At 71.4% G+C, this 22,172-nt stretch carries 26 protein-coding genes; 12 read left to right on the top strand and 14 right to left on the bottom strand.

Annotated elements, in window-relative coordinates:
- Window position 1 precedes the first annotated feature (1 nt).
- From ABD987_RS02875 to ABD987_RS02820, 12 genes are all read right to left on the bottom strand, one after another.
- The gene (locus ABD987_RS02875) at window positions 2-1,027 is read right to left on the bottom strand and encodes a phosphotransferase family protein (RefSeq protein ID WP_345386517.1); all 1,026 of its coding nucleotides are present in this window, start codon (window positions 1,025-1,027) and stop codon (window positions 2-4) included.
- A gap of 102 nt (window positions 1,028-1,129) precedes the next feature.
- On the bottom strand, window positions 1,130-1,582 hold the full coding sequence (locus ABD987_RS02870; RefSeq protein ID WP_345386515.1) for a MaoC family dehydratase: 453 nt from the start codon (window positions 1,580-1,582) through the stop codon (window positions 1,130-1,132).
- Between the two features lie 10 nt (window positions 1,583-1,592).
- Window positions 1,593-2,354 carry a 3-oxoacyl-ACP reductase FabG gene (fabG, locus tag ABD987_RS02865; RefSeq protein ID WP_345386513.1) on the bottom strand — a complete coding sequence of 254 codons (762 nt, stop codon included), beginning with the start codon at window positions 2,352-2,354 and terminating at the stop codon, window positions 1,593-1,595.
- Between the two features lie 229 nt (window positions 2,355-2,583).
- The gene (locus tag ABD987_RS02860; RefSeq protein WP_345386511.1) at window positions 2,584-3,237 is read right to left on the bottom strand and encodes an FHA domain-containing protein; all 654 of its coding nucleotides are present in this window, start codon (window positions 3,235-3,237) and stop codon (window positions 2,584-2,586) included.
- Between the two features lie 9 nt (window positions 3,238-3,246).
- Complete coding sequence (locus ABD987_RS02855; protein WP_345386509.1) at window positions 3,247-4,530, bottom strand: VWA domain-containing protein; 1,284 nt, start codon at window positions 4,528-4,530, stop codon at window positions 3,247-3,249.
- Window positions 4,527-5,393: a PP2C family protein-serine/threonine phosphatase gene (locus ABD987_RS02850; RefSeq protein ID WP_345386507.1), complete on the bottom strand. Its 867-nt coding sequence runs from the start codon at window positions 5,391-5,393 to the stop codon at window positions 4,527-4,529. The genes ABD987_RS02855 and ABD987_RS02850 overlap by 4 nt, the downstream gene beginning before the upstream one ends.
- On the bottom strand, window positions 5,378-7,531 hold the full coding sequence (locus tag ABD987_RS02845; protein WP_345386505.1) for a serine/threonine-protein kinase: 2,154 nt from the start codon (window positions 7,529-7,531) through the stop codon (window positions 5,378-5,380). The genes ABD987_RS02850 and ABD987_RS02845 overlap by 16 nt, the downstream gene beginning before the upstream one ends.
- A 104-nt stretch (window positions 7,532-7,635) precedes the next feature.
- Window positions 7,636-8,919, bottom strand: a complete 1,284-nt coding sequence (locus ABD987_RS02840) for a caspase family protein (RefSeq protein WP_345386503.1) — start codon at window positions 8,917-8,919, stop codon at window positions 7,636-7,638.
- Entirely contained in the window at window positions 8,916-9,281 is a 366-nt protein-coding gene (locus ABD987_RS02835) for an effector-associated constant component EACC1 (protein WP_345386501.1), read from the bottom strand. The genes ABD987_RS02840 and ABD987_RS02835 overlap by 4 nt, the downstream gene beginning before the upstream one ends.
- A gap of 12 nt (window positions 9,282-9,293) precedes the next feature.
- Window positions 9,294-10,253, bottom strand: a complete 960-nt coding sequence (locus ABD987_RS02830; RefSeq protein ID WP_345386499.1) for a glutamate ABC transporter substrate-binding protein — start codon at window positions 10,251-10,253, stop codon at window positions 9,294-9,296.
- On the bottom strand, window positions 10,250-11,596 hold the full coding sequence (locus tag ABD987_RS02825; protein ID WP_345386497.1) for a hypothetical protein: 1,347 nt from the start codon (window positions 11,594-11,596) through the stop codon (window positions 10,250-10,252). The genes ABD987_RS02830 and ABD987_RS02825 overlap by 4 nt, the downstream gene beginning before the upstream one ends.
- A gap of 72 nt (window positions 11,597-11,668) precedes the next feature.
- On the bottom strand, window positions 11,669-12,658 hold the full coding sequence (locus tag ABD987_RS02820; protein WP_345386495.1) for a glutamate ABC transporter substrate-binding protein: 990 nt from the start codon (window positions 12,656-12,658) through the stop codon (window positions 11,669-11,671).
- A gap of 785 nt (window positions 12,659-13,443) precedes the next feature.
- On the opposite strand from ABD987_RS02820, the gene ABD987_RS02815 reads away from it, so the two are divergent.
- From ABD987_RS02815 to ABD987_RS02760, 12 genes are all read left to right on the top strand, one after another.
- Window positions 13,444-13,752, top strand: coding sequence for a gas vesicle protein GvpO (locus ABD987_RS02815; RefSeq protein WP_345386493.1), 309 nt, complete (start codon window positions 13,444-13,446; stop codon window positions 13,750-13,752).
- A 17-nt stretch (window positions 13,753-13,769) separates the two neighbouring features.
- Entirely contained in the window at window positions 13,770-14,213 is a 444-nt protein-coding gene (locus ABD987_RS02810) for a gas vesicle structural protein GvpA (protein ID WP_345386490.1), read from the top strand.
- Window positions 14,210-14,935 (top strand): GvpL/GvpF family gas vesicle protein, encoded by a 726-nt coding sequence (locus ABD987_RS02805; RefSeq protein ID WP_345386488.1) that lies wholly within the window; start codon window positions 14,210-14,212, stop codon window positions 14,933-14,935. The genes ABD987_RS02810 and ABD987_RS02805 overlap by 4 nt, the downstream gene beginning before the upstream one ends.
- A 7-nt stretch (window positions 14,936-14,942) precedes the next feature.
- Window positions 14,943-15,179 (top strand): gas vesicle protein GvpG, encoded by a 237-nt coding sequence (locus ABD987_RS02800; RefSeq protein ID WP_345386486.1) that lies wholly within the window; start codon window positions 14,943-14,945, stop codon window positions 15,177-15,179.
- A 27-nt stretch (window positions 15,180-15,206) separates the two neighbouring features.
- Window positions 15,207-15,824, top strand: a complete 618-nt coding sequence (locus tag ABD987_RS02795; protein WP_345386484.1) for a hypothetical protein — start codon at window positions 15,207-15,209, stop codon at window positions 15,822-15,824.
- Between the two features lie 3 nt (window positions 15,825-15,827).
- Window positions 15,828-16,859, top strand: a complete 1,032-nt coding sequence (locus ABD987_RS02790; RefSeq protein WP_345386482.1) for an SRPBCC family protein — start codon at window positions 15,828-15,830, stop codon at window positions 16,857-16,859.
- A 48-nt stretch (window positions 16,860-16,907) separates the two neighbouring features.
- Window positions 16,908-17,249 (top strand): gas vesicle protein, encoded by a 342-nt coding sequence (locus tag ABD987_RS02785; protein ID WP_345386480.1) that lies wholly within the window; start codon window positions 16,908-16,910, stop codon window positions 17,247-17,249.
- Window positions 17,246-18,040 carry a GvpL/GvpF family gas vesicle protein gene (locus tag ABD987_RS02780; RefSeq protein WP_345386477.1) on the top strand — a complete coding sequence of 265 codons (795 nt, stop codon included), beginning with the start codon at window positions 17,246-17,248 and terminating at the stop codon, window positions 18,038-18,040. Before ABD987_RS02785 ends, ABD987_RS02780 begins: the two co-directional genes overlap by 4 nt.
- On the top strand, window positions 18,037-18,285 hold the full coding sequence (locus tag ABD987_RS02775) for a gas vesicle protein (protein WP_345386475.1): 249 nt from the start codon (window positions 18,037-18,039) through the stop codon (window positions 18,283-18,285). Before ABD987_RS02780 ends, ABD987_RS02775 begins: the two co-directional genes overlap by 4 nt.
- Window positions 18,282-18,617, top strand: coding sequence for a gas vesicle protein K (locus ABD987_RS02770; protein WP_345386473.1), 336 nt, complete (start codon window positions 18,282-18,284; stop codon window positions 18,615-18,617). Before ABD987_RS02775 ends, ABD987_RS02770 begins: the two co-directional genes overlap by 4 nt.
- A gap of 112 nt (window positions 18,618-18,729) precedes the next feature.
- On the top strand, window positions 18,730-18,906 hold the full coding sequence (locus tag ABD987_RS02765; RefSeq protein ID WP_345386471.1) for a CsbD family protein: 177 nt from the start codon (window positions 18,730-18,732) through the stop codon (window positions 18,904-18,906).
- A gap of 46 nt (window positions 18,907-18,952) precedes the next feature.
- The gene (locus ABD987_RS02760; protein WP_345386469.1) at window positions 18,953-20,530 is read left to right on the top strand and encodes an FMN-binding glutamate synthase family protein; all 1,578 of its coding nucleotides are present in this window, start codon (window positions 18,953-18,955) and stop codon (window positions 20,528-20,530) included.
- Window positions 20,531-20,566: 36 nt separating this feature from the next.
- Here ABD987_RS02760 and ABD987_RS02755 read toward each other — a convergent pair whose 3' ends face one another.
- A complete protein-coding gene (locus tag ABD987_RS02755) occupies window positions 20,567-20,932 on the bottom strand; it encodes a nuclear transport factor 2 family protein (protein WP_345386467.1) in 366 nt (121 codons plus the stop codon).
- The gene (locus ABD987_RS02750) at window positions 20,929-22,170 is read right to left on the bottom strand and encodes a hypothetical protein (protein ID WP_345386465.1); all 1,242 of its coding nucleotides are present in this window, start codon (window positions 22,168-22,170) and stop codon (window positions 20,929-20,931) included. The genes ABD987_RS02755 and ABD987_RS02750 overlap by 4 nt, the downstream gene beginning before the upstream one ends.
- Between the last annotated feature and the right edge of the window lie 2 nt (window positions 22,171-22,172).

Here is a 22,172-nt window from a genome sequence, read left to right as displayed (position 1 = left end):
GCTACTGCTCCTCTTTGAGAATCTGGTTGCCGTGCGCGATCAGCGGGACGACGGCGTCGCTGACGTCCTCGAAGCCCGCGCCGACGGTCTTGCCCTGGCTGAACCGGAAGTAGATGCCTTCGAGGATCACCGCCAGTTTGAAGAACGCGAACCCGACGTACCAGCCGAGCCGGGACACGTCCCGCCCGGACCGCTGGGCGTAGCGGGACACCACCTCGTCGGAGCTGGGGTATCCCGGCGCGGCGCTGGCGGTGGACACGAACCGCGCCGTCGCCTGGTCCCGCTCGGCGTAGGCCACCAGCAGCGCGAGGTCGGTCAGCGGGTCGCCGAGCGTGGACATCTCCCAGTCCAGTACCGCGGTGACGCGGTCCTCGTCGTCGACCAGCACGTTGTCCAGCCGGTAGTCACCGTGGACGATCGACGGCTTCCCCGAAATCGGCAGCGAGGCCGCGAGCCGGTCGTGCAGGAGGTCGAAGCCTTCGAGGTCGCGGCTGCGGGAGCCGTCCAGCTGCTTCTTCCACCGTCGCAGCTGCCGTTCCAGAAACCCTTCCGGGCGCCCGAAATCGCCGAGCCCGGCCGATTCCGGCTCGACGGCGTGCAGGTCGACGAGCGTGTCGACCAGCGCGTCGGCGATGGCCCGGGTCCGGTCCGGGCCGAGCGCGGTCAGCTCGGCCTCGGTGCGGTACGGCGTGCCCTCGACGTGCTCCATGACGTAGAACCGCGCGCCGAGCACGGCGGGGTCCTCGCACAGCACCACCGTCCCCGGCACCGGGACGGCGGTGCCGCGCAGCCCGGACAGCACCCGGAACTCGCGGGCCATGTCGTGCGCGGTCGGCAGCACGTGGCCGAGCGGCGGGCGGCGTACCACCCAGCGCGACCGGCCGTCGCTCACCCGGTAGGTGAGGTTCGACCGGCCGCCCGGCACGATCTCGGCGCTCAGCGCACCGGTGACCAGCCCGGGACGGTGCTCGTCCAGGTAGGCGCGCAGGGCGGCCAGGTCCAGTCCGGGCAGGTCGGTCCGGCTCATCGGCCTCTCCTCGTCGATCGTCGGCGGCGGGTCTCCCGGTCACAATACCGACTGGTCGGTATGTCGTACAACGGCGGCAGGCCGGGACCGCTCCGCCGGTGGTCAGGCGAGGATCCTGGCGACCATTTCGGCCACGCACGCGGGCTTGGCCTCGTCCTCGATCTCGATCGTCCAGCGCACCACGCCCTGCTTGCCGCCGGGCACGTCGGTGACCTCGATCAGCTGGGCCCCGGCCCTGATCCGCGCGCCGACCTTCACCGGCTGGGGGAAGCGGACCTTGTTGAGGCCGTAGTTGATGCCCATGCTGATCCCGTCGACCCGGTAGATCCTGCCGACGAAGCCCGAGATGAGCGACAGGGTCAGGAAGCCGTGCGCGATCGTCGTGCCGAACGGGCCGTCGGCGGCCTTCCCGGCGTCCACGTGGATCCACTGGTGATCGTCGGTCGCGTCGGCGAACAGGTTCACCCGTTCCTGGGTGACCGGCAGCCAGTCGCTGTACCCGAGGTGTTCGCCGACCGCGCCGGCGAACTCGTCGAGGGAGGAGAACACCCGCATCGTCGCCCCCTCAGTCCTTCGGGCCGCCGGCCGCGTAGATGACCTGACCGGAGATGAACCCGGCGCCGTCGCTGATCAGGAACGAGGCGAGGTTCGCGATATCCTCGGGCGTGCCGACGCGCTGCACGGGGATCTGCGAAGCGGCCGCCGTCTTGAAGTCCTCGAAGGACATGCCGAGCCGTTCCGCGGTCGCGGCGGTCATGTCGGTGGCGATGAAACCGGGGGCGATCGCGTTCGCGGTGACGCCGAACTTGCCCAGCTCGATCGCGAGGGTCTTGGTGAAGCCCTGCATACCGGCCTTCGCGGCGGAGTAGTTGACCTGGCCTCGGTTGCCCAGCGCCGAAGTGCTCGACAGGTTGACGATCCGGCCCCACTTCTGCTCGGTCTGGTACTTCTGCACCGCCCTGGTCATCAGGAACGAGCCGCGCAGGTGCACGGTCAGCACCGAGTCCCAGTCCTGTTCGGACATCTTGAACAGGAGGTTGTCCCGCGTGATCCCGGCGTTGTTCACCAGCACGGTCGGCGCGCCGAGCTCCTCGGCGACCCGGGTGACGGCGGCCTCGACCTGCTCGGCGTCGCTGACGTCGAGCGCGACGCCGACGGCCCGGCCGCCGTCGGCGACGATCGCCTCGGCGCCCGCGGTGACCCCGGCCTCGTCGAGGTCGAGCAGTCCGACGGCGAACCCGTCGGCGGCAAGGCGCCTGGCCACGGCGGCGCCGATGCCGCGGCCGGCGCCGGTCACGATGGCGACACGGGAAGGGGACTCGCTCACGGGGGTACTCCTCGTCGTCGGGAAGCAGCTCACGATCACCATACCGGCCAGCGACCAACCGCTCAGTATGTCGATCCCGCACCCAACCTAGCGTCGCCACCGCCGCTTGGCGACCCCCGCGCCCGGGTGTGCTGAAGGACGCCATCGGTGCGCTCACTGCACTGAAGGCGTCCTTCAGCGCGCCCAACGCACTGAAGGCGTCCTTCAGCGGCTGCGCGGGGAACGGCCCTCAGGCGCCCGGCTCCGCGCGGATCGTGAGCACGGTCCACGCGCCGAGGTAGATCCGGTCGCCGTCACCGACCGGGACGGCGACGTTCGGGGCGAGCGGGGCCGTGGTGAAGTCGTTGAGATAGGTGTGGTTGACCGAATCCAGGTCGACCAGCGCCCAGTGGCCGTCCCGCGCGACGAGCAGCGCGTGCGAGCGGCCGACGGCCGGGTCCTCCGGCGGGCCGGTGAGGTCGATCTCCGGATCGGAGCCCCGGCTGGCGCTGTACCTGCCGATGAGCATCTGCCTGCCGGACAGGCGGAAACGGCGTTCGGGGCAGTACGGCGGGAAGTGCAGGGAGGCGGCGTTCTCACCCGCCTCCGCGCACACGAACTCGAAGTACTCGCGATCGGTGGTGGCCACCGCGAGCAGCTCCGGTACGGCGGCCGGGCCGCCGGGCGCCGCCGGGGGCACGTCCGGGGCGGGCAGGAGCGAGTTGTGCCCGCACTGTTCGCAGTACTGTCCCGTCTGCCGCCGGTGGCCGTTCGGGCACTCCCATTCCGGCACGGCGGCCGGTGGCGGGCCGGGCGCGGGGCGGGGGGAGTGACCGAACGGGCGGCCGCACACGTCGCAGTGCCGGTCGTCGGCGGAGTGGTGGCCTTCGGGGCAGGTGGGCATCGGCGGTCCTCAGCCGTTCCTGGTCCGGATGGTCCTCCGCGACTGGAGGCCGGCCAGTTCCGCGTCGACCGCCTCCATCTGGTGCCGCAGCCGGACCGTGCCCTGTACCGCGTCGACGACCTCCACCACCTTGGCGAGGACCTTGACCGTCTCGTGGTTCCCGGACTCGGTGGCCAGCTGGACGGCCCGCCCCAGCTTGGCGTTCGCGACGTCCACCTCGCCCTTGGCCCTCGCGGCCAGGCCCTCCTGGATGGTCTCCGCCAGCTCGATCTGCCCGGTGTAGTGCGCCACCTGCGGGTTGATCCGCGTGGAGAGCACGAGATCGTCGGTCCAGTGGATCCAGACGGTGCGTTCGGCCAGCTCGCGCTCGCCCACCGCCACGCTCACCCTGGCGGCCGCCCGTTCGTCGCCGATCAGCCCGGCGGGCACCTCGACGGAGAGGTGGAAGTCCTTGGTCTCCTCGCCCCACTGACCGGTCGGGTAGTCGCGTGTGCGCTCACCGCCGGCCGGTGTCCCGCGCTCGGTGAGATCGACGATCACGGGGTGAACCTGTTTGAGGAACCGGATCTTCGTGTCGGCGGGAGTCCACAGCCGCAGCGACACGTCGGCTACGGCCTTGCCCATCACCGCTTCGGTGACGGCCTGGAAGTCGGCCGCGAGCCGATCCGGTTCGGTCAGTCCGGACGCGGATCCGAGCAACGTCTCCGCGATCGCGAGCAGCGGCGCCGCCTCCCACTCCGTGCCGACACCCCGGCTGTCGCAGACGAAGTGGCCGCGGCACCGCTCCAGGTCACGCCGGAACTCCGCCTCCGTCTGGTGCTGGTTGCGCCCGTCGGTGAGCAGGATCGCGTGCTTGATCCGCGCCGGGTGCCCGTCCAGCAACCGGTCCGCCAGCGCGAGCCAGGTGCCGATCGCGGTGCCGTCGTGCGCCCGCAGTCCGCGCACCGCTTCCTTCGCCTGCGCGCGGGTGGCCGCCGACGCCGGAACCAGCGCACCGGCCTTCGGCGGGTAGATCACCCTGGCACTCGACGTACCGGAGATCACCGCGAAGGCGACGTCGTCGCGCAGCGTGTCGATGGCGACGCCGGTGGCCCGTTTCGCCTCGGCGAGCTTCGTGCCCGACATCGAGGTCGAGCAGTCGATCATGACGACCTGGGCCGCGGTCGGCGGCGGGCCGCCGAGCCCGCCGCCGGCGCCGCAGGTCACCGAGATCGCCGCGTCCATCGTCCGCCCGCCCGCGGGCAGGTACTCGTTCTGGTCGATCTGTACTTCGAAGGTGAGTTGCCCGGTCACGGTGTCACGCCTCCCAACGCGTCGGAACCGCGGGGTGGCGGGAAAGCCAGTACCGCCACGGTGATGTTGTCGTGCCCGCCCGCGTCGAGCGCGTACTCCAGCAGGCCGCGAGCCGCTTCGGCCGGTGCGCCGCCGCTGCCGTGCCCGTCGCGGTCGAGGTAACGGGACAGGCCGTCGCTGCACACCAGCACCTGCCCCGGATTCGCCGGCACGAACGTCTTCACGTGCGGCGCCACCCGCCGCGCGTCCGCGCCCAGCCACTGGTTGAGCGCGCGGGTCCGGGGATCGGCGTCGTCGACGGTCAGCCGCCGGGCGCCCCCGGTCTCCGCCCAGTAGGCCGGGCTGTCGCCGATCCAGCCCACCACCACCGACCCGGTGGTCGCGATCGCGGAAACGTAGGTACAGCAAGGCGGATTCTCTTCGGTCCGGCTCCCGGCGCCCGCCGCGGCCGCGCCGGCGGCCAGCGCCGCGTCCCTGGTCGCCGTCGCGGGCGGGGCCCCGTCCCCGAGCAGCCGGAGCAGCGTGGTGATCCCGGCCGACGCGGCGGCCGTCGCCGCCTCCTCCGGCCGCTCGGAGGTCGAGACGCCGTCGCAGACCACCGCCGCCGAGACGCCGTCGACCCGGCCGATCGCGAGCACGTCCTCGTTCCGCCGCCGGTAGTACCCCCGGTCGGTCACGCCGGCGACGGCCGCCAGGTCCAGTGCGCACCGGCCGTCTCCCGGCGTGGAGGCGAGCCAGCGCGAGGCGGGTTTCGGCCTGCCGTCCAGCCTGCGGCCGCACCGCTCGCAGTACCGCGAGGACGGTACGGCGGGGTGAGCGCAGCCGGGACAGCGCGGGGACGGCACGGCTACACCAGCGTCCACGGCCGGACCTGGTTCGCCCGGTCCACCAGCCCGGACCGGGTGTCCGGATCGTCGGCCAGCTTGGCCAGGTGGCGGTAGGCCCGTTCCAGCCCGGTCCGGAGCTTCCGCTCGTCGAACGCGTGCCCGACGACCGTCCCGGAACGCTCCGCCCCGGGATGGTCGAGCACCCAGTTCAGCGCCGCGGTGAACACCTCGACCGACAACCTCGCCTGCCGTTCGATGTCCATCTTGAGCCGCTGCAGCCGGGCCGAGGCGTCCAGCAGGTCCGCCTTGCCGACCTGGTCGGGATCCAGCCGGGTGCGGATCGCCGCCACCTGCGCGGCCAGGTGCTGGCTGGAGGTGTCCGGGACCCCGTCCAGCGCCGCGACCGCGTCCGGCCAGCGGCGGCGGCGCCGGAGCACCCTGGCGAGCCCGAACGCCGCGTTGACGTAGGTCGTGTCGGTACGCCACACCCGGCCGTAGAGCGCCCCGGCCCGCTCGTCGTCGCCGCCCCACTCCGCCGCGGCGGCCAGCGCGAGCTTGGGGGCCAGTTCCCCGGGCAGTTCGCCGTAGACCGCGTCGAACGCGGTGTCCGCGGCCGGGCGATCGCCCGCGGCGAGCGCCGCGACGCCCTGATACCACGCCACGCGCCAGTCCCGGGGCGCCGCGGCCGCGAACTCCGCGAGGTCGGCCCGCGCGCCGTCGTGGTCACCGGCCGCGATCCGCGCGTCCACCAGGCGCAGCAGCACCTCGGCGCTGCGTACCGGAGCCGCCAGCAGGGTGGCGACGAGGTCGGCGGGCTCGGTGGCGCCCAGCGTGGCGAGGAAACCCGCGCCCGGATCGGACGGGTCCACCAGCGGGGTCGGCAGCGCCTGCGGCACGGCGGCCCAGTCGACCTCCTGGTCCGCGCCGCCGTCGGCCGACACCTCACCGGCGGCGGTGCCGAAGGTGCCCCGCTCCGGGGTGAAGTACGCCGACGGCGCCGGGCGGGGCTCGCCGTCCCCGGCGGAGAGCACCTCCAGCAGCACGCCGTGCACCTGGTCCCGCATCTCGCCCGCCGAAGCGAACCGCCGGTCCGGGTCCGGGTGGGTGGCGCGCCGCAGCAGCCGGTAGTAGGACTCCTCCTCGGCCAGCAGCGGGACGTCGGCGGGCTCGGGCAGCCGATGCCGGTACTCGGTGGTGAACCCGGGGAACGGGAAGCTGATCAGCGCCAGCGTCCGCCCCACCGTGTAGAGGTCGGAGGCGACCGAGGGATCCATCGGATTCTCTGTTCGCTCCAGCTCCGGTGCCTGGAAGCCCACGGCACCGTAGATCGCGCGCGGCCGGTCGGCCAGCCGGAGCACGGCGCCGAGATCGATCAGCTTCACCTGCTGGCCGACCTGCAGGACGTTGTCCGGTTTCAGATCGCAGTACACCAGGCCCTTTTCGTGCAGATAGCCGAACGCCTGGAGTATTTCGAGCCCGTAGGCGAGCACGACCGGCAGCGGCAGCGGTGCCCGGTTGCCCTCGGCGTCCCGGTGCCCGAGGTAGCGCTCCTGCAGCGACTGGCCGCCGAGGTACTCCATGACGAGATAGCCGACCTGCGAGCCGGTGCGCGGGTCCGGGTGCTGGACGAAGTCGTGGATCTTGACGATGTTCGGGTGGTCCACCTCGACCAGGAACCGGCGCTCGTTGACCGCGGCGGCCACGGCGTCCGGATCGTCGGTGTCGATCAGTCCTTTGAGGACGACCCAGCGCTCGGCGACGTGATCGCCGAGCCTGCGGTCGCGGGCCAGGTAGATCCAGCCGAGCCCGCCGTAGGCGAGACAGCCGAGGATCTCGTACCGGTCCTCCACCCGATCACCCGTGTTCAGCTTGGGCGTGAACGAGAACCGCGTGCCGTCGTGGGGGCAGTACCCCTCGGCGAAGGCGGGCATGCCGTCGCGGGCCTGGCCGACGAGTTCGCCGCACACCCGGCAGCGCTGCCGCGACGGGGGCACCTGGGGATCCCGCAGCACGGCCGATCCCGGGTCCCGCGCGAGCGCGGGTGGCACCTCGAACAGACCGGCGCCGAGCCGCCCCTGCGCCGCCGTGGTGCGGCTCCTGCCGCCGGTACGGCCGGAGGGGAGGCGACCGGAGGAGTGGCCGGAGGGTACGGACTTCTCCCCGGTACCCGGCACCGTGGCACTGCCGGATTCCGCTGTTTTCGGTGCTTTGTAACCACATTCGTCACAGGAGCCGTCGGGCCGGTAGGACCCGCCGCAGCCTTCGCGGACACAGGGCGTCATCGTGCCTCCCGCCGATCGGTCACCGAGCGCTGGTACGCGCGCGTCGCGAGGGTGGCGGCGCGCAGATCGCACGGCTTCGTCCAGAGCAGGTCGTGGGCCACGCCGTACCGGGCGGCGAGCTCGTCGTCCTCGGCGACGCCGAGGCGGACCGCCATGGCGAGGTACACCGCGAGGCGGCCGCGGAGTTCCGCGCGCTGGTCGAGGAGTCCCTTCGCGACCTCGAGCGCGTCGCGCGCGTTCCGCAACGCCTGGGGGATCGCCCGTTCACTCAGGTCGAGTTCGGCGCCCAGCCGGGTCCACCTGGCCTCCTGCTTCAACTCGTCCAGGTTGTCCAGGCGATCGCGGAACGCGGGCGCGGATCCGGCCCAGTGCGGCAGCCGGGCGTCGGCGATCTTCTCCAGCACGGCTTGGCGGACCCGCACGGTTTCCGCTTCCTGCGCGGCCAGTTCGTCGACGGCGGTGCGCAGCTTCTCCCGCTGGGACGGATAGCCCTCGCGCAGACCGTCGCCTTCGCCGCGCTGCCGGGGGGACAGGACGGCGGTGTTGCGGGCCAGCGCGAGCTGCCCGGCGCCGTCGCGGTTGGCGCACGTCGGCACCGGCAGGTTGCGCCTGCCCAGCGCCGCCTTCACCTGGCGGTACAGCTCGTCGAGGGTGAGCAGCTCCGGGCCGTCCGGGATCCCTTCGGCCAGCAGCCGGAGCAGCTCGCCGGTGAACAGGGTGGTGCGCCTGCCCTCGGGCGCGTGGGCGAGCTGGTTGGGTTCGGTGGCGGCCAGGATGTAGGCGCCGTCCACGTCCACCTGGCTCAGCAGCGTGCCCGCCGCGTCCCCCATGACGCGTTCGGTGGCGTAGCCGCTGAAACAGCAGTCCACGATCAACACCCGGGTGCGGGCGTGGCTGTCCAGGAAGGCCTGGCGCACGTCGGCGAAGCGCAGCGCGGAGGTACCCACCGTCTGCGACCGGGTGTGGCACAGCGCGAGGTGCAGCTCGTTGCGGTTCGTCCACAGTAGACCGTGACCCGCGTAGTAGACCAGCAGCACGTCCTCCGCCTGATCGGCGGCATGGGCGAGGGATTCGCCGACGGTGCCCGCGTCGGGCGGGTCGCGCAGCACCGCGCAGTGTGCGCCGGGCAGTCCCGTGCCGTGCTCGGCGGTCAGCAGGCCGTACAGGTCGGAGACGTTGCCGTTGACCGCGGGGAGCGGCGGCAGCGTCGGATCGGTGTAGCTGCTCGTGCCGATCAACACGGCCCGCGAGCGTTCCGGATCGGGCAACCGGGCCGTCATCGGGTGCCGTCCCCGTCGTCCTCGCGGCGCTCCGGCAGCACCGTGTGGAGCAGCTTCAGCACGTCATCGGACTTCCCGTCCACTTCGACGCTCCGGCCGCCGGGCCCGGTGATCTTGAGGGTGACGCGGGAACGGCGGGTCGTCAGCCAGGTGCCCAGCGACGCGGCGAGCACGCTGACCGCGCCACCGGTGCCCAGCGCCGCCACCAGTACCTCGGCCGCCGAGCCCATCTCGCCGGGCCGGGGAACGGGACGCTCCCGCGCTATCCGGCCCCGCAGCCGCGCCTCGCGGCCGAGCCAGTCCTGCAACGACCCCAGGTCCCCGTGGACGTCGTCGCCCTCCAGCCGAATCAGTGCCCGCACGCCAACCCCTCCCTAGTCCCGATAGCGCGGCGCCGGCGCCGTTCCCGGCCCGAGGCTGCGCTGGAACCACTTCTGGTACATCCGGTCCCATTCCCCGTTCCCGCGCAGCCGCTCCAGCACGCCGTTGACGAACCGGACCAGATCCGTCGCCTTCGTGTTCATCCCGATACCGCAGGGCTCGTCGGTGAACCGGGGCCCGACGATCCGCGTGTTCCGGTCCTGCTCGGCGAGGCCGGCCAGGATCACGTCGCTGGTCGACACCGCGTCCACCTGACCCTGCTGCAGCAGCACCATGCAGTCGGTCGCGTTGGCGGCGGCGACCGGCAGCGGACGCGATCTCGTCTCGGCGAGGGTCCGGATGTTGGTGCTGGTGGCGGAGGCGCAGACGCGCTTGCCGCCGAGGTCGTCGAGGCTCGTGGCGGCGGAGCGCCGGTCCACCAGCACCCGCTGACCGCCGCCGAGGTACTCCGCGGAGAACGCGACCCTGGTCCACCGGTCACACGTCATCGTCATGGAGCCGACGACGAGATCCACCATCCCGTCGCGGAGCACCGGTTCGCGGTCCGCCGTGTTCACCGACACGAACTGGACCCTGCCGGGATCGCCGAACAGATCCCTGGCGATCTCCCGGACGAGGTCGATCTCGAAGCCGAGCATCTCGCCCGTGACGGCGTCGCGGTAGCTGAGCAGGTACCCGATCTGGCTGGCCCCGACCCGCAGCAGACCACGCGCGCGGATCCGGGCGACCGTCTCCCCGGGGGCGCCGGGACGGAAGCTCGCCCGGGGATCGCAGGGCGGATCCGCCACCAGGGTGGGCACGGTGGGCGTCTCCTGCACGCCGGAGGGCCACGGTACCGGGACCGAGACGCGCGCGCGTCCACCGTCCGCCCTGCCGTCGGTACCGCATCCGGCGACGAGCGCGAGGAGCGCGAGCGTGGCCACCAGCGCGCGCGGGGAACGTGCCGTGCTCATCGGTACTCCGCGATCCGGGGCCACACGCCGACGACGGTGCAGGCCATCGCGACCGCCGTCAGGATGGCCAGGCCGAGGGCCGCGCCCGCCAGGGTGTCGCGCGCGGCGCCCGCGGCGGTGTCGAACCGGCCACCCGCCTGGTCCATGGCAAGGCCGAGCTGGATGTCGAAGCCCTGTGCCAGCGCGCCCGAGCTGTGCGGGTCGCCGCCGATCGCCTTCCGCACCGCGTCCTGGTACTTGCCGTCCTGATCGAGCGCGCGCAGTTCCTGGTGCGCGGCCAGCCAATCCCGCAGGATGCCGACGGCCGAGTCGACCGCGGCCCTCGTCTCGGGCTGGTCCACCTTCGCGAGCGCGCCGGTGAGCAGGCCGCCGGGGCCGGTGAGCGCGTTCGTGGTGGCGTCGAAATGCTGGTCGAACGCCGCGCCGTTGCCGCGGGCGATCAGCGACATGGCCTCGTCGGTGCGGGCCTGCAGACCGGCGATCCTGCTCCCGGCCAGCGCCTCGATCTGCGCGGTCCCGTCCGTCCTGCTCGTCGTGCCGTGCCGGGCCGACCCGATCGCCGCGACACCCAGCCAGCCCAGCCCGGCCAGTGCCGCCAGCGTCGCGGCCAGCAGACCGACGTTGTACCGCCGCCGGGTCCGCCGCCGCAGGTGGACCTGCGCCACGAGCAGTCCCGCCACCAGCAGCACGCCCAGGGTGAGCGCGGTCCACGGCAGCGAACCGGCTTCGTGCTGGGCCGAGGCGAGGCGCCGCATCTCCTCCTCGTACAGCTGTTTCGCCCGCGGCAGCATGGTGTCGCGGACCAGTACGGACGCTTCGCGCAGATACGCGGCGCCGATCGGCAGGCCCTGCCGGTTGTAGGTCCGCGCGGTTTCGACCAGTCCGGTGTAGGTCGGCAGGTAGTTGGACAGCGCGGCGATCTCGGCCGAGCCGGAACCGGCCGGCGCGCCGGCGGCGGCGGTGGACAGCGCCGCGGTCGACTGGGCGATGTCGGTGCGGTACCGATCGCGCAGTTCCTTCGATTCGGCGCCGCCGGCCAGAAACGCGCTGGCCGAGGTGGCGTCCGCGTCGGACAGCGAGCGGTAGACCTCCAGCGCCGCCACGGTGAGCGGGCTGCTGTGCCCGGTCACGTCGTCCAGCAGGGCGGTGCGTTCCGCGACGCCGAGCGCGCCGGTCAGTCCCGCGGCCAGTGCCAGCGTCACCAGCGCCGTGGTCAGTACGGTGAACCGGCGTTCGGTCCGGCGGAGCAGCCGGAGCATCCGGTCGCGACGGGAAGCGGGCTCCGGTGCTTCCCGGGCGGGAGCGGGAATCGCGCCCGCTTCCGCCAGACGAGACGAGGTCACTGGCCACCACTCCAAGCCGGGGGTTCGTTTCGGCGCCGGATCCCGGATCATGGTTCCGGGATATGCGGGAGATTACTCGTTCAGGTACCGGGCCGGTGGCGGTTCGGGCACCGGGCCCAACGTGGTGAGCCATTTCGCGTAAATCGATCGCCACCGGCCGTCGCCGCGCATCTGTTCCAGCACCGCGTTCACGAACCTGACGAAGTCGGGAGCCGTTTTGGCGATGGCGAGACCGTGTGGTTCGTCGGTGAATCTCGGCCCGACCATCACCGTGGTCGGATCCTGGGCGAGCAGGCCGACCAGTATCCCGTCGGTGGTGGAGATCGCGTCGACCTGGCCCTGCTGGAGCAGCAGGACACAGTCGGTCCAGTCGACCACGGAAACGGGAATGGGCCGGGACTTCGACTCGGCGATGGTGCGGATGGAGGTGGTCCCGGCGGGAGCGCATACGCGCTTTCCGCCGAGGTCGTCAATACTCCGGTACGGTTCCCCTTCGCGGATCATGACGCGTTGTCCCGCCTCGAAGTACACGGTGGTGAACAAAACCTGCTGAAGTCGCTCGCAATTGATCGTCATCGAGTCGGCGATGATGTCGATCTCTCCTTTTTCGAGTACCTTGATCCGGTTCTCGGAGGTGACCGTCCGGAATTTGACCTTGGCCGGATCGCCGAAGATCGCGCGGGCGATCTCGCGGACGAAGTCGATGTCGTAGCCGGCGAGCTCACCCGTTTTCGGTTCGCGGAAACCGAGCAGGTTCAGGTTCTGGTCGACGCCCGCGGTCAGGTACCCCCGCCGGAGAATCCTTTCCATGGTGCTCCCGGACGGCATCCGCCCCGGCGCGGGCAACGCCTCCCGGGGACGCAGGCTGCTCGCCCGCGGGTCGCACGTCGACGGCGTGACCTGCGGGAGTGCCGCGGGAGCCCGCATCCCCGGTGGGAGCACTTCCGGGACGAACGCGGCGACCCGCCGTGGCGCCGGGGCCGAGGGCACGCAGGCGGCGACGGCCAGGACCGTCAGGATCGCGCACCCCGTCCGTTTCGCGCGCACGCAAACGATCCCCATCGGCCATCACCTCGCCCCTGCCCAGACGAAGATAAAACCAGGTGGGAGCCCTCCCGCGCCAGCGTGCGCGCGGGACGGAACCCGTTCGCCCTATCGCCGTGCCGGAATTCCCGGATACCGCCGGACGGCGTGGGAAACTTTCCGGACCGACGACCGTCCACAGTGGACGCGCGAACGTCCGGCCACGGTTCGTTTTCCGGCTGCTCCCCGGCCCTGACCGGGGGCGACGTCGTTTCGTTCGCTGTGCTGTGCGGCCGGTCGCGCGCGGGCAGAATCGCAGTCCGGGTAGGCCGGCCCGGACCCCGCCGGCCGACTGCCCCCGGCCGAACGGGCTCCGAGCGGTCACTGCCGACGCCCGGGGCCCGTTTCGGGTCATCGGGGCGCCCGTGCCGCCGGACGGGTCAGGCGCCGGTCTTGCCGGCGCGGCCCAGGTACGGGAACAGCGGGCCGTACTTCCTGTGTGGTGGAGCATCGGCCGTTTCCGTGGACTGTCCGCTGTGGACGGTGGCCGGTTCGCCCGGCGCCGCGCCGGACCGAAGGCGAAGCCGTATTCGCTCGCTTCGCCCGGTCCAGCCGAGGAGGGGTGCGGCGCGGGCACCGGCGGCCGACGAATCCTCTTTGCTGCTTCTGGCGGGCCCGGGACTACCGCTCCCGGCGGAACCGGATGAGCCAGTCTCCGCACGTGTCTTCTTCTCATTGGCAGAGCCAGGAAACACAGGGGTGCCGCCCGTGACTTCCGGCCGGGCGGCCGGGTTTTGGTGTCACTCGACCGGGTAACCACGGTCATGGCCGAGAGCGACCGCAAACCAGCCAGAAACACGAACGGCACGCGAAGGAAGCGACCTTCGCCCGCCGAACTGACGCGGGAGGCCCGCGTCCGGTTCGAGGAACTCACCGGGAGGTCCGTCGAGTCGGTGTCGTCGTTCGGCAGGGACGGCGACGGATGGCAGGTGCGTGTCGAGGTCGTCGAGCTGGAAAGAATCCCGGACACCACCAGCGTGCTGGCGACCTATCGGATCCGGTTGGAACCGGACGGGGAGATCGCCGGCTACGAACGCGTGGCCCGGTATGCCCGCGGCCGGTTGGACACCTAGGAGAGGAACGGGTCCCCATGACGGTAGCGACAACCCAGTCTTCCGCCCGGCAGCAGGGTGGCGGGGGAGCCGGGTCAGGAAACCTGTACGACATCCTCGATCTCATCCTGGACAAGGGTTTGGTGATCGACGTCTTCGTCAGGGTCTCGCTGGTCGGCATCGAACTGCTCACCATCGACGCGCGGATCGTGGTCGCCAGCGTGGACACCTACCTGCGGTTCGCCGAGGCCTGCAACCGGCTGGACCTGCAGCAGTCCTCCAGCGCGAAGGGACTTCCCGACCTGGTCGGCGACATGACCGAGAAGGGCGCCAAGGGCAAGTCGAAGGGCGCGCTGACCGGCGCGGCGGAGACGTTCGCGGAGCAGTTCAAGAAGTCCAGTGGCGGCGACGAGCAGGAGAAGGAACCGGCACAACGGCCGAAGACCCGGAGCACCAGGCGCGGCGGCGGGAGTTCGGAATGAGCACCTACGTCTACGGAATCGTCCTCGACTCCCACCCGGCTCGCGTGGAGGAACTGCGAGGGGTCGGCGAGACACCCGGCGCGGTGCGGACCGTCGACGCGGACGGTCTCAAGGCCGTGGTCGGCGAGGCACCCCCGGACCTGCGGGCGAAACGGCGGGACCTCAAGGCGCACCAGGATGTGCTGGAGGCGCTGATCGAGCAGGGGCCGGTGCTGCCGATGCGGTTCGGGCTGGTCGCCGACGACGAGCGGACGGTCGCCGGCGCGGTGGCCGCCCGCCGGGACGACTACCGCGCCACCCTGTCCGAACTGGACGGCAGGCTGGAGATGAACGTCAAGGTCGCGCACCAGCGGGACGCGGTGCTCGGCGCGTTGCTGCGGCAGCACGAGCAACTCGCCGACCTGAACGAGCGGCTGCGCGGGCGTGGCGGCGGGACGAGGGACGAACAGATCCACTTCGGCGAGCTGGTGAGCGAGGCACTGGCCGAACGGCAGCGCCGCGACGCCGAAGCACTCAGCGCGATCCTCGGCGAGCACGCGGTGCGCGAAAGCGCGGGACCGCCGGTCGACGGCTGCTTCTTCAACAGCTCGTTCCTGGTCGAGCGGGACGAGCTCGACGAGTTCACCTCGGTCGTCGACCACCTCAGGCGGACGCTCGACCCGGTGGCGGAGGTCCGGTTGCGGGGCCCGTTGCCGCCCTACAGCTTCGTGGGCGGGAAGTGAGACCGAAGTGGGCCTGCTCCGGGAGATCGCGTTGCTGCCGCTCGCGCCGCTGCGGGTGGCGACCTGGAGCGTCGGTGTGGTCGCGGACGCGGCGATCGACGAGCGCCGCGCGCGAATCCGGCACGAGCTGGCCGAAGCGGAGCACGCGTTGCTCGCGGAGGAGATCACCGAAGAGGAATTCGACCGCAGGGAGGACGAACTCCTCGACGAACTCGAAGAACTCGATGGGGGAATCGACCGATAGCACGGCAGGAACCGGAAGGAGAACCGGATGTCTCCCGGAATGAAGGTGGCCGCCGCGGTCATCGGCGGGTATTTCCTTGGCAGAAGGAAAAAGGCCAAGCTGGCGATCGCCATGGGGATGGGGCTCGCCGGGAAGAAGCTGAACCTGAGCCCGCGGAAGCTGCTCGCGGACGTGACCAAGGAACTCGGTTCGTCCGAGCAGTTCGGTGAGCTGAAGGGCCAGGTCCGCGATCAGGTGCTGGACGCGGGCAAGAAGATGGCGGTCACCATGGTGGCCACGCAGGCGGGCCGGGTGGCCGGATCGCTGCGGCAGCGCACCGACCGGCTGAACGAACTCCAGTCCGGCCTCGGCCTCGGCGACGAGGAGGACACCGAGGAGGAAACCTCGGAATCCGGGGACACGGACACCGGGAAGTCCCGCGCCGGCCGGTCGCGGTCCGGTACCGCGAAGACGGCCAAGACGGCCACCTCGGCTGCCAAGCGGACGGCGGGGAGTACCGCTTCCCGCGCCACCACGGCCAAACGCGGGGGCACGGCGAAGGCCGGTAGCGCCGCGAAGAGCGCGTCCTCCGCACGCGGGAGCGCCGGGGCGAAGAACGCCGGAACCCGGAAGAGCAGCGGCGGCTCGCAGACGAAGCGGAGGTGACCCGTGGCAGGCGACGAAGGCCAGGACGGCCCCATCACGAAGCTGCGCGAGTACGCGGCGAAGAACCCGGCGACCGAGGAACTGCTGCACGCGGGGGAGGACTTCCTGCAGGCGAAGATCCAGCAGCTGATGGCCGGCGCCGGCCGGAAGCTCGGCGACGTGACCAACCGGCTTACCGACGCCGCGGCGAACGGTGACGGCATCGGCACCGCGCTCGGTTTCGGCGGCAAGCTGGCCGAAGGGAAATCGATGACGAGGGCCGGTATCGAGACCGCCGGAAAATCCATAAAGGACAAAATCGCCGGACTCTTCAAGAAGGGCAAGGGAAAGAGCGGATCCGGCGGCAAGGTGATCAACATCGTCGAGGACATCGACGTGGGGGTCCCGGTCCGCGAAGCGTACGACCAGTGGACCGAGTACCAGAAGTTCAGCACCTTCGCCAAGGGCGTCAAGAGCGCCGAGCACGCGGACGACGTGACGAGCAACTGGAAGTTCAAGATCTTCTGGTCCAACCGCTCGATGAAGGCGACCACCACCGAGCAGATTCCCGACCAGCGCATCGTCTGGACCACCGACGGGGCCAAGGGCACCATCAAGGGCGTCGTGACCTTCCATCCGCTCGGCGAGAACCTGACCAGGATCCTGCTGCTGATCGAGTACTACCCGGCCGGGCTGTTCGAGAAGACCGCGAACATCTGGCGCGCGCAGGGCAGGCGGGCCAGGCTCGACCTCAAGCACTACCGCCGGTTCATCACCATGGCGGGGCAGGCGTCCGGCGAGGGCTGGCGCGGCGAGATCCGCGACGGTGAGGTCGTCCGCACGCACGACGAGGCGATGGAAGCCGAGCAGGAGGAGTCCGGCGGGGAAGAGCCCGGGGAGTACGACGAGGACTACGCCGAAGACGAGGCCCCGGACGGCGAGGAAACCGAAGAAGACGAGGAAGAACCCGCCGAGGACGAAGAGGAACCTCCTGAGGACGAGGACGAGGACGAGCTCGACGAGGAGGACGAGCGGGAGCCCGCGGGTGCCCGCTGACCCCGGACCCGGGCCGCCGCCGGCACGTCAGGAAAGGCAGGCGTACTCATGACCGAACCGGTCCTCCCGGTGAACCGCACGACGGGGAGCCGTCCGCAGGCCCCCGGCGGCGGCTCCACCGGGGCCAACCTGGCCGACATCCTGGAACGCGTGCTGGACAAGGGCATCGTCATCGCGGGCGATATCCAGGTGAACCTGCTGGACATCGAACTGCTGACCATCAAACTGCGGTTGCTGGTGGCCTCGGTGGACAAGGCGAAGGAAATGGGGATCGACTGGTGGGAGCACGATCCCGCGCTGACCTCCACGCCCGCGAGCGCGAAGCTGGAGTCGGAGAACCGCGAGCTGCGGGAGAAGGTCGCGCGGCTGGAAGGGAGTGAGCGGGAATGAGTGCCGAGGCGCGGGTCTGCTACTGCTACGCGGTCACCAAACCACTCCCGCCGGACGCCCTCGCGGGCGTGCCCGGCCTCCGGGACTCCACAGTGGACACCGTGGAGTGCGACGGGCTGGCCGCGGTGGTCAGCGAACTGCCCGCCGCCGAGTTCGGCGAGCGGGCGTTGCGGGCGAACCTGGAGGATCTCGGCTGGCTGGAACGGGTCGCGCGCAGGCACAACGACGTGGTGGACGGCGTGGCGCGGCGGGCGGCCACGGTGCCGTTCCGGCTGGCCACGATCTACCGCGACCGGCACCGCGTCCACGAGGTGCTCCGGTCCGGCGCGGCGCGGATCGGCGCCGCGCTGGACCGGATCGAGGGCCGCTCCGAATGGGGCCTCAAGGTCTACGCGGAGTTCGCTGAGGAGGCCGAGCCGGTGCCTCCGTCCGGCCCGACGGAACCGCCGGGGCGTTCGTATCTGCGCAAACGGCTGGCCGAGCGGCGGTCGAGGGACCTCCGGTGGGCCCGCGTCGAGGAGACCGCGGCGAAGGTGGACGAGTCGCTGTGCGCGCTCGCGGTGGACCGGCGGGCACACCGGCCGCAGAGCAGGCGGCTGAGCGGGGACAGCGAGCAGAACGTGCTGAACGTCGCCTACCTCGTCGATGACGCCGACGTCGACTCGTTCCTGGCCAGAGCCGGGGAACTGCGCGCCGCGGCACGGGGCTGCCGGGTCGGGCTGACCGGCCCCTGGGCGCCGTACTCGTTCGCGCTGCCCGATCCCGGTGCGACCGGGAGCGCCGGGTCGTGACCGCCGAGACGGCCGGACTCGGGGACCTTCGTGACCCGGGGCAGGGCCGGGAGATCGCGCTGGTCGACCTCCTGGACCGGTTGCTGGCCGGGGGCGTCGTGCTGACCGGGGACGTGCTGCTGTCCATCGCGGGGGTGGACCTGGTGCACGTGTCGCTGCGCGCGGTGATCACTTCGGTCCGGGCGGACTGCCCGCTGCCGGATCCGTGGCCGGATGTGGTGCGGGGAAAGGAGAACACCGGATGAACGAGCCCTCCGACACCGAGCGGGTCACCACCGCGCTGACCCGGGCTTCGCGCACCCTCACCGAGCGGATCGACACCGACCGGGACAGTGTCGAGCGGGACCTGATGAAGCTGGTGCTGACCATCGTCGAGCTGGTGCGCCAGTTGATGGAGCGGCAGGCGCTGCGGCGGGTGGACCAGGGGGATCTCAGCGAGGAGCAGGAGGAACGGGTCGGCCTGACCCTGCTGCTGCTCGACGAACGGATGACCGAGCTGCGCGAACGCCACGGGCTCTCCGCCGCCGATCTCAATCTCGACCTCGGCCCGCTCGGGACGTTGCTGCCCACCGAGTAGAGATCACCCGTCCGGGCGGCGGGGTGGAGGTGTAGGCGCCCGGCGACCGGGTAACCGGGGTTCGAGGCCGGTACGCGACCGGAACGGTCGCGGTGATGGGAAAGGAGCTTCGATGAACGACAAGATGGAGAACAAGGGCGAGGAACTGAAGGGCAAGGCCAAGGAGGCGCTCGGCGACGCCACCGGCAACGAGCAGTGGCAGGGCGAGGGCAAGGCGGAGCAGGCCAAGGGCGCGGTCAAGCAGGCCGCCGAAAAGGCCAAGGACGCCATCAAGGGCCTGAAGGACTGACCGGGCGCGGCGTGCGGCCGTGGCCTGGTTCGGTTAGGTTCGGCGAGTGCGTTTCGCCCTGGTCCTCGGGTTGACGGCGGTAGCGGTCACGGCCGCGTCGGTGGCGGTACTCGTTTCGCCATGGTGGTGCTTCGCGGCCGTACCGCTGGCCGTGCTGGCCGCGATCGGCTGGTACGACCTGACGCAGCGGCGGCATTCGGTGCTGCGCAACTATCCGGTGCTCGGTCATTTCCGCTATCTGCTGGAAACGGTCCGGCCGGAGGTCCAGCAGTACTTCGTCGAGCGCAACACCGACGGCAGGCCGTTCGACCGCGACGTGCGCAGCATCGTCTACGAGCGGGCGAAGGGCACCGAGGACGAATCGCCCTTCGGCACCGAACGCGAGGTCTACGCCGACGGGTACGAGTCGTTCACGCATTCGATGGCCCCCGTCGAGCCCGCCCGGGAGCCGCCCCGGGTCCGGATCGGCGGGCCGGACTGCCGGCGGCCCTATGACATGGCGTTGCTCAACGTGTCCGCGATGAGCTTCGGATCGCTGTCCTCGCACGCCATCCTGGCGCTCAATGCCGGGGCGGCGAAGGGCGGTTTCGCCCACGACACCGGGGAAGGCGGGCTGTCCGAATACCACCTGCGGCCCGGCGGCGACCTGGTGTGGGAGATCGGCACCGGGTACTTCGGCTGCCGCACGCCGGACGGCGGTTTCGACGCCGCCGAATTCGCCGACAAGTCCGCTGTGGACAGTGTGCGCTGCGTGTCGCTGAAGCTGTCCCAGGGCGCGAAACCCGGCATCGGCGGGGTCCTGCCCGGCGGCAAGGTCAACGCGGAGATCGCCAGGGTACGGGAAGTCCCCCAGGGCGAGACCGTGGTTTCGCCGCCCTACCACCGGGTCTTCTCCACTCCGCGCGAGCTGGTGCTGTTCGTCGCCAGGATGCGCGAACTCGCGGGCGGGAAGCCGGCGGGCTTCAAGCTCTGCGTCGGCTCGCGGCGGCAGTTCCTGGCGCTGTGCAAGGCGATGCTCGCCGAAGAGATCACCCCGGACTTCATCCTCGTCGACGGCGCCGAGGGCGGTACCGGTGCCGCGCCGCTCGAGTTCTCCGACCACATCGGGACGCCGCTGACCGACGGGCTGATGACCGTCCACAACGCACTGGTGGGGGCCGGGCTGCGGGACCGGATCCGGATCGGCGCGGCGGGCAAGGTCGCCACCGGCGGCGACATCGTCAAGCGGCTGATCCAGGGCGCGGACTACACCAACGCCGCGCGCGCCATGATGTTCGCGGTCGGGTGCATCCAGTCGCAACGGTGTCACACCAACCACTGCCCGGTCGGTGTCGCGACGCAGGACGCCCGCCGGGCGCGGGCACTCGACGTCGAGGACAAGACGGAGCGGGTGTACCGGTTCCAGCGGGCGACCGTGCGGTCGGCCCAGCAGATCATGGCCTCGATGGGGGTGGCCGACCCCGCGCTGCTGCGCCCGCACCTGCTGCGCAAGCGGCTCGACGCGACGACCGTGCGGTCCTACGCCGAGGCGTACGAATGGCTGGAGCCCGGTGTGCTCACCGGGGACCCGCCCGTCACCTGGGCGGAGGACTGGCGCGGGGCGGACCCGGACACCTTCGGCTGATCCCGCCGTCGTGACCGGTGCCGCCCCGCCGTTCGCTCAGTCCACGAACCAGACCTTCTCGATCCGTTCCGGGCCCACCTGGTAGATCGCCACCGCGAAACGGGCCGTGTCGTCGTCGCGGAAACCCGACACGCGTTCGTGGTCGATCACCACGTTCCCGTGCACGGCGCGGCTCAGCAGTTCGGCGTGCAGCCCGGGGCTGTCCGCGAAGAGCCGTTCGTACCGGCCGCGGAAGGCCGGTCCCGACCGGTCCGCCAGCTCGTTCCCGGAGGGGAACCCGAAGACCGGCACGTCCTCGACGTAGTAGCCGAGGAACTCCTCCAGGTCCCTCCGGTTGTACGCGGCGAGCTGTCCGGCGACGATCTCCTCCGGCGACATGGCACCCTTCCTGTCCGTGGTCATCGGTCGTGGCCCGCGGCCACCGGCGGCGCGTCCGGGAGCCGTGCGATCGACGTCCGGGTCCCGCGCCCGCCGCCCCACAAGATAGCGGCGGCCAGCAGCGCGAGGCCCCCGGCCAGCCGGGCCAGCCCGAGCAGGAGGTTCCCCGTCGGCGACTGCACCGCGAACCCGACGAGCTGCTCGCCGACCCCGAACACCACGCCCAGGTAGAACAGCATGCTCGCGCGCACCTGGCCGATCGCCGCGCCCGGTGCGCGTTCGAGGATCCGCGCGTTCGTGTAGTGCAGCCAGAAGGCGTTGACGAAGGTCAGCGCCAGGTAGATCGCCACGTGCGTCGCGACCGCGTCGAGACCGGTGATCGCGCCGAGCACCCCGGCGGCCGCCAGCGCCGCCGCGAACACCACGCCCCACTGCCGGGCGCCGGGGCCGGTCCGCACCAGCGGCGCGGTCACCCAGAACGCGAGGCCGTAGAAGAACCACGACGCGGCGAAACCGATCGCGGCGGGCACGCCCGGGAGCCGTTCGGCGATGGCGTAGCCGTACACCATCATCCCGGACAGGCTGACCAGGAAGCACAGCTGTACCCAGGACCACGGCCGCAGCTCCGGGAGCCAGTACCCGCGCAGCGCGGTCACCACGTGCCTGCCGACCGCGCGCCAGCCGAAGGCCAGTGACCCGGACGAGGACTCCAGCCGGGGACCGCGGGCCAGCAGGAACACCAGCACGGCCGCCGCGGTGACCACGTCGACGGTCAGCGCCACGGTGATCGACCGCGTCGTCCACACCGGGATGAGCACGCAGACGACCGACGCGAAGACCATCGCGCCCTGCGGCGAGGTGACCATGTGGAACACCGCGCCGCGCGAGCTGGAGCCGGACAGGTCCGCCAGCAGCCGGTAGGCCAGCACGGTGCTCGCGCCCACGACGGCGAACCGGACCGCGGTCCAGACCAGGACGAACGCGGGGTCGAGGTCCGGGGAGAAGCCCAGCAGGACCAGGAAGACCACCGCGAGCGCCAGCTGGGCCCCCTCCAGCAGCGCGAACTTCCGGATCACCCGGCCCCGGTCCGCCCACACGCCGACGAGCAGCGAACCGGCGACCATCATGATCTGCCGTTCCATGCCGAGCATCCCGACCAGACCGCTGGAATGCGCGGTCTGGTCGAAGTACGGCACGAGCAGCAGCCACATGATCGTGGAGCCCAGCGAGGCCACCAGGATGCCGAGGAAGGCGGTGCGCATCC

It is taken from the genome of Amycolatopsis samaneae (genome assembly GCF_039541975.1).
GTDB lineage: Bacteria > Actinomycetota > Actinomycetes > Mycobacteriales > Pseudonocardiaceae > Amycolatopsis > Amycolatopsis samaneae.
Note: the sequence above shows the minus strand (reverse complement) of the source record. Positions and strands in the feature narration are given on the sequence as shown.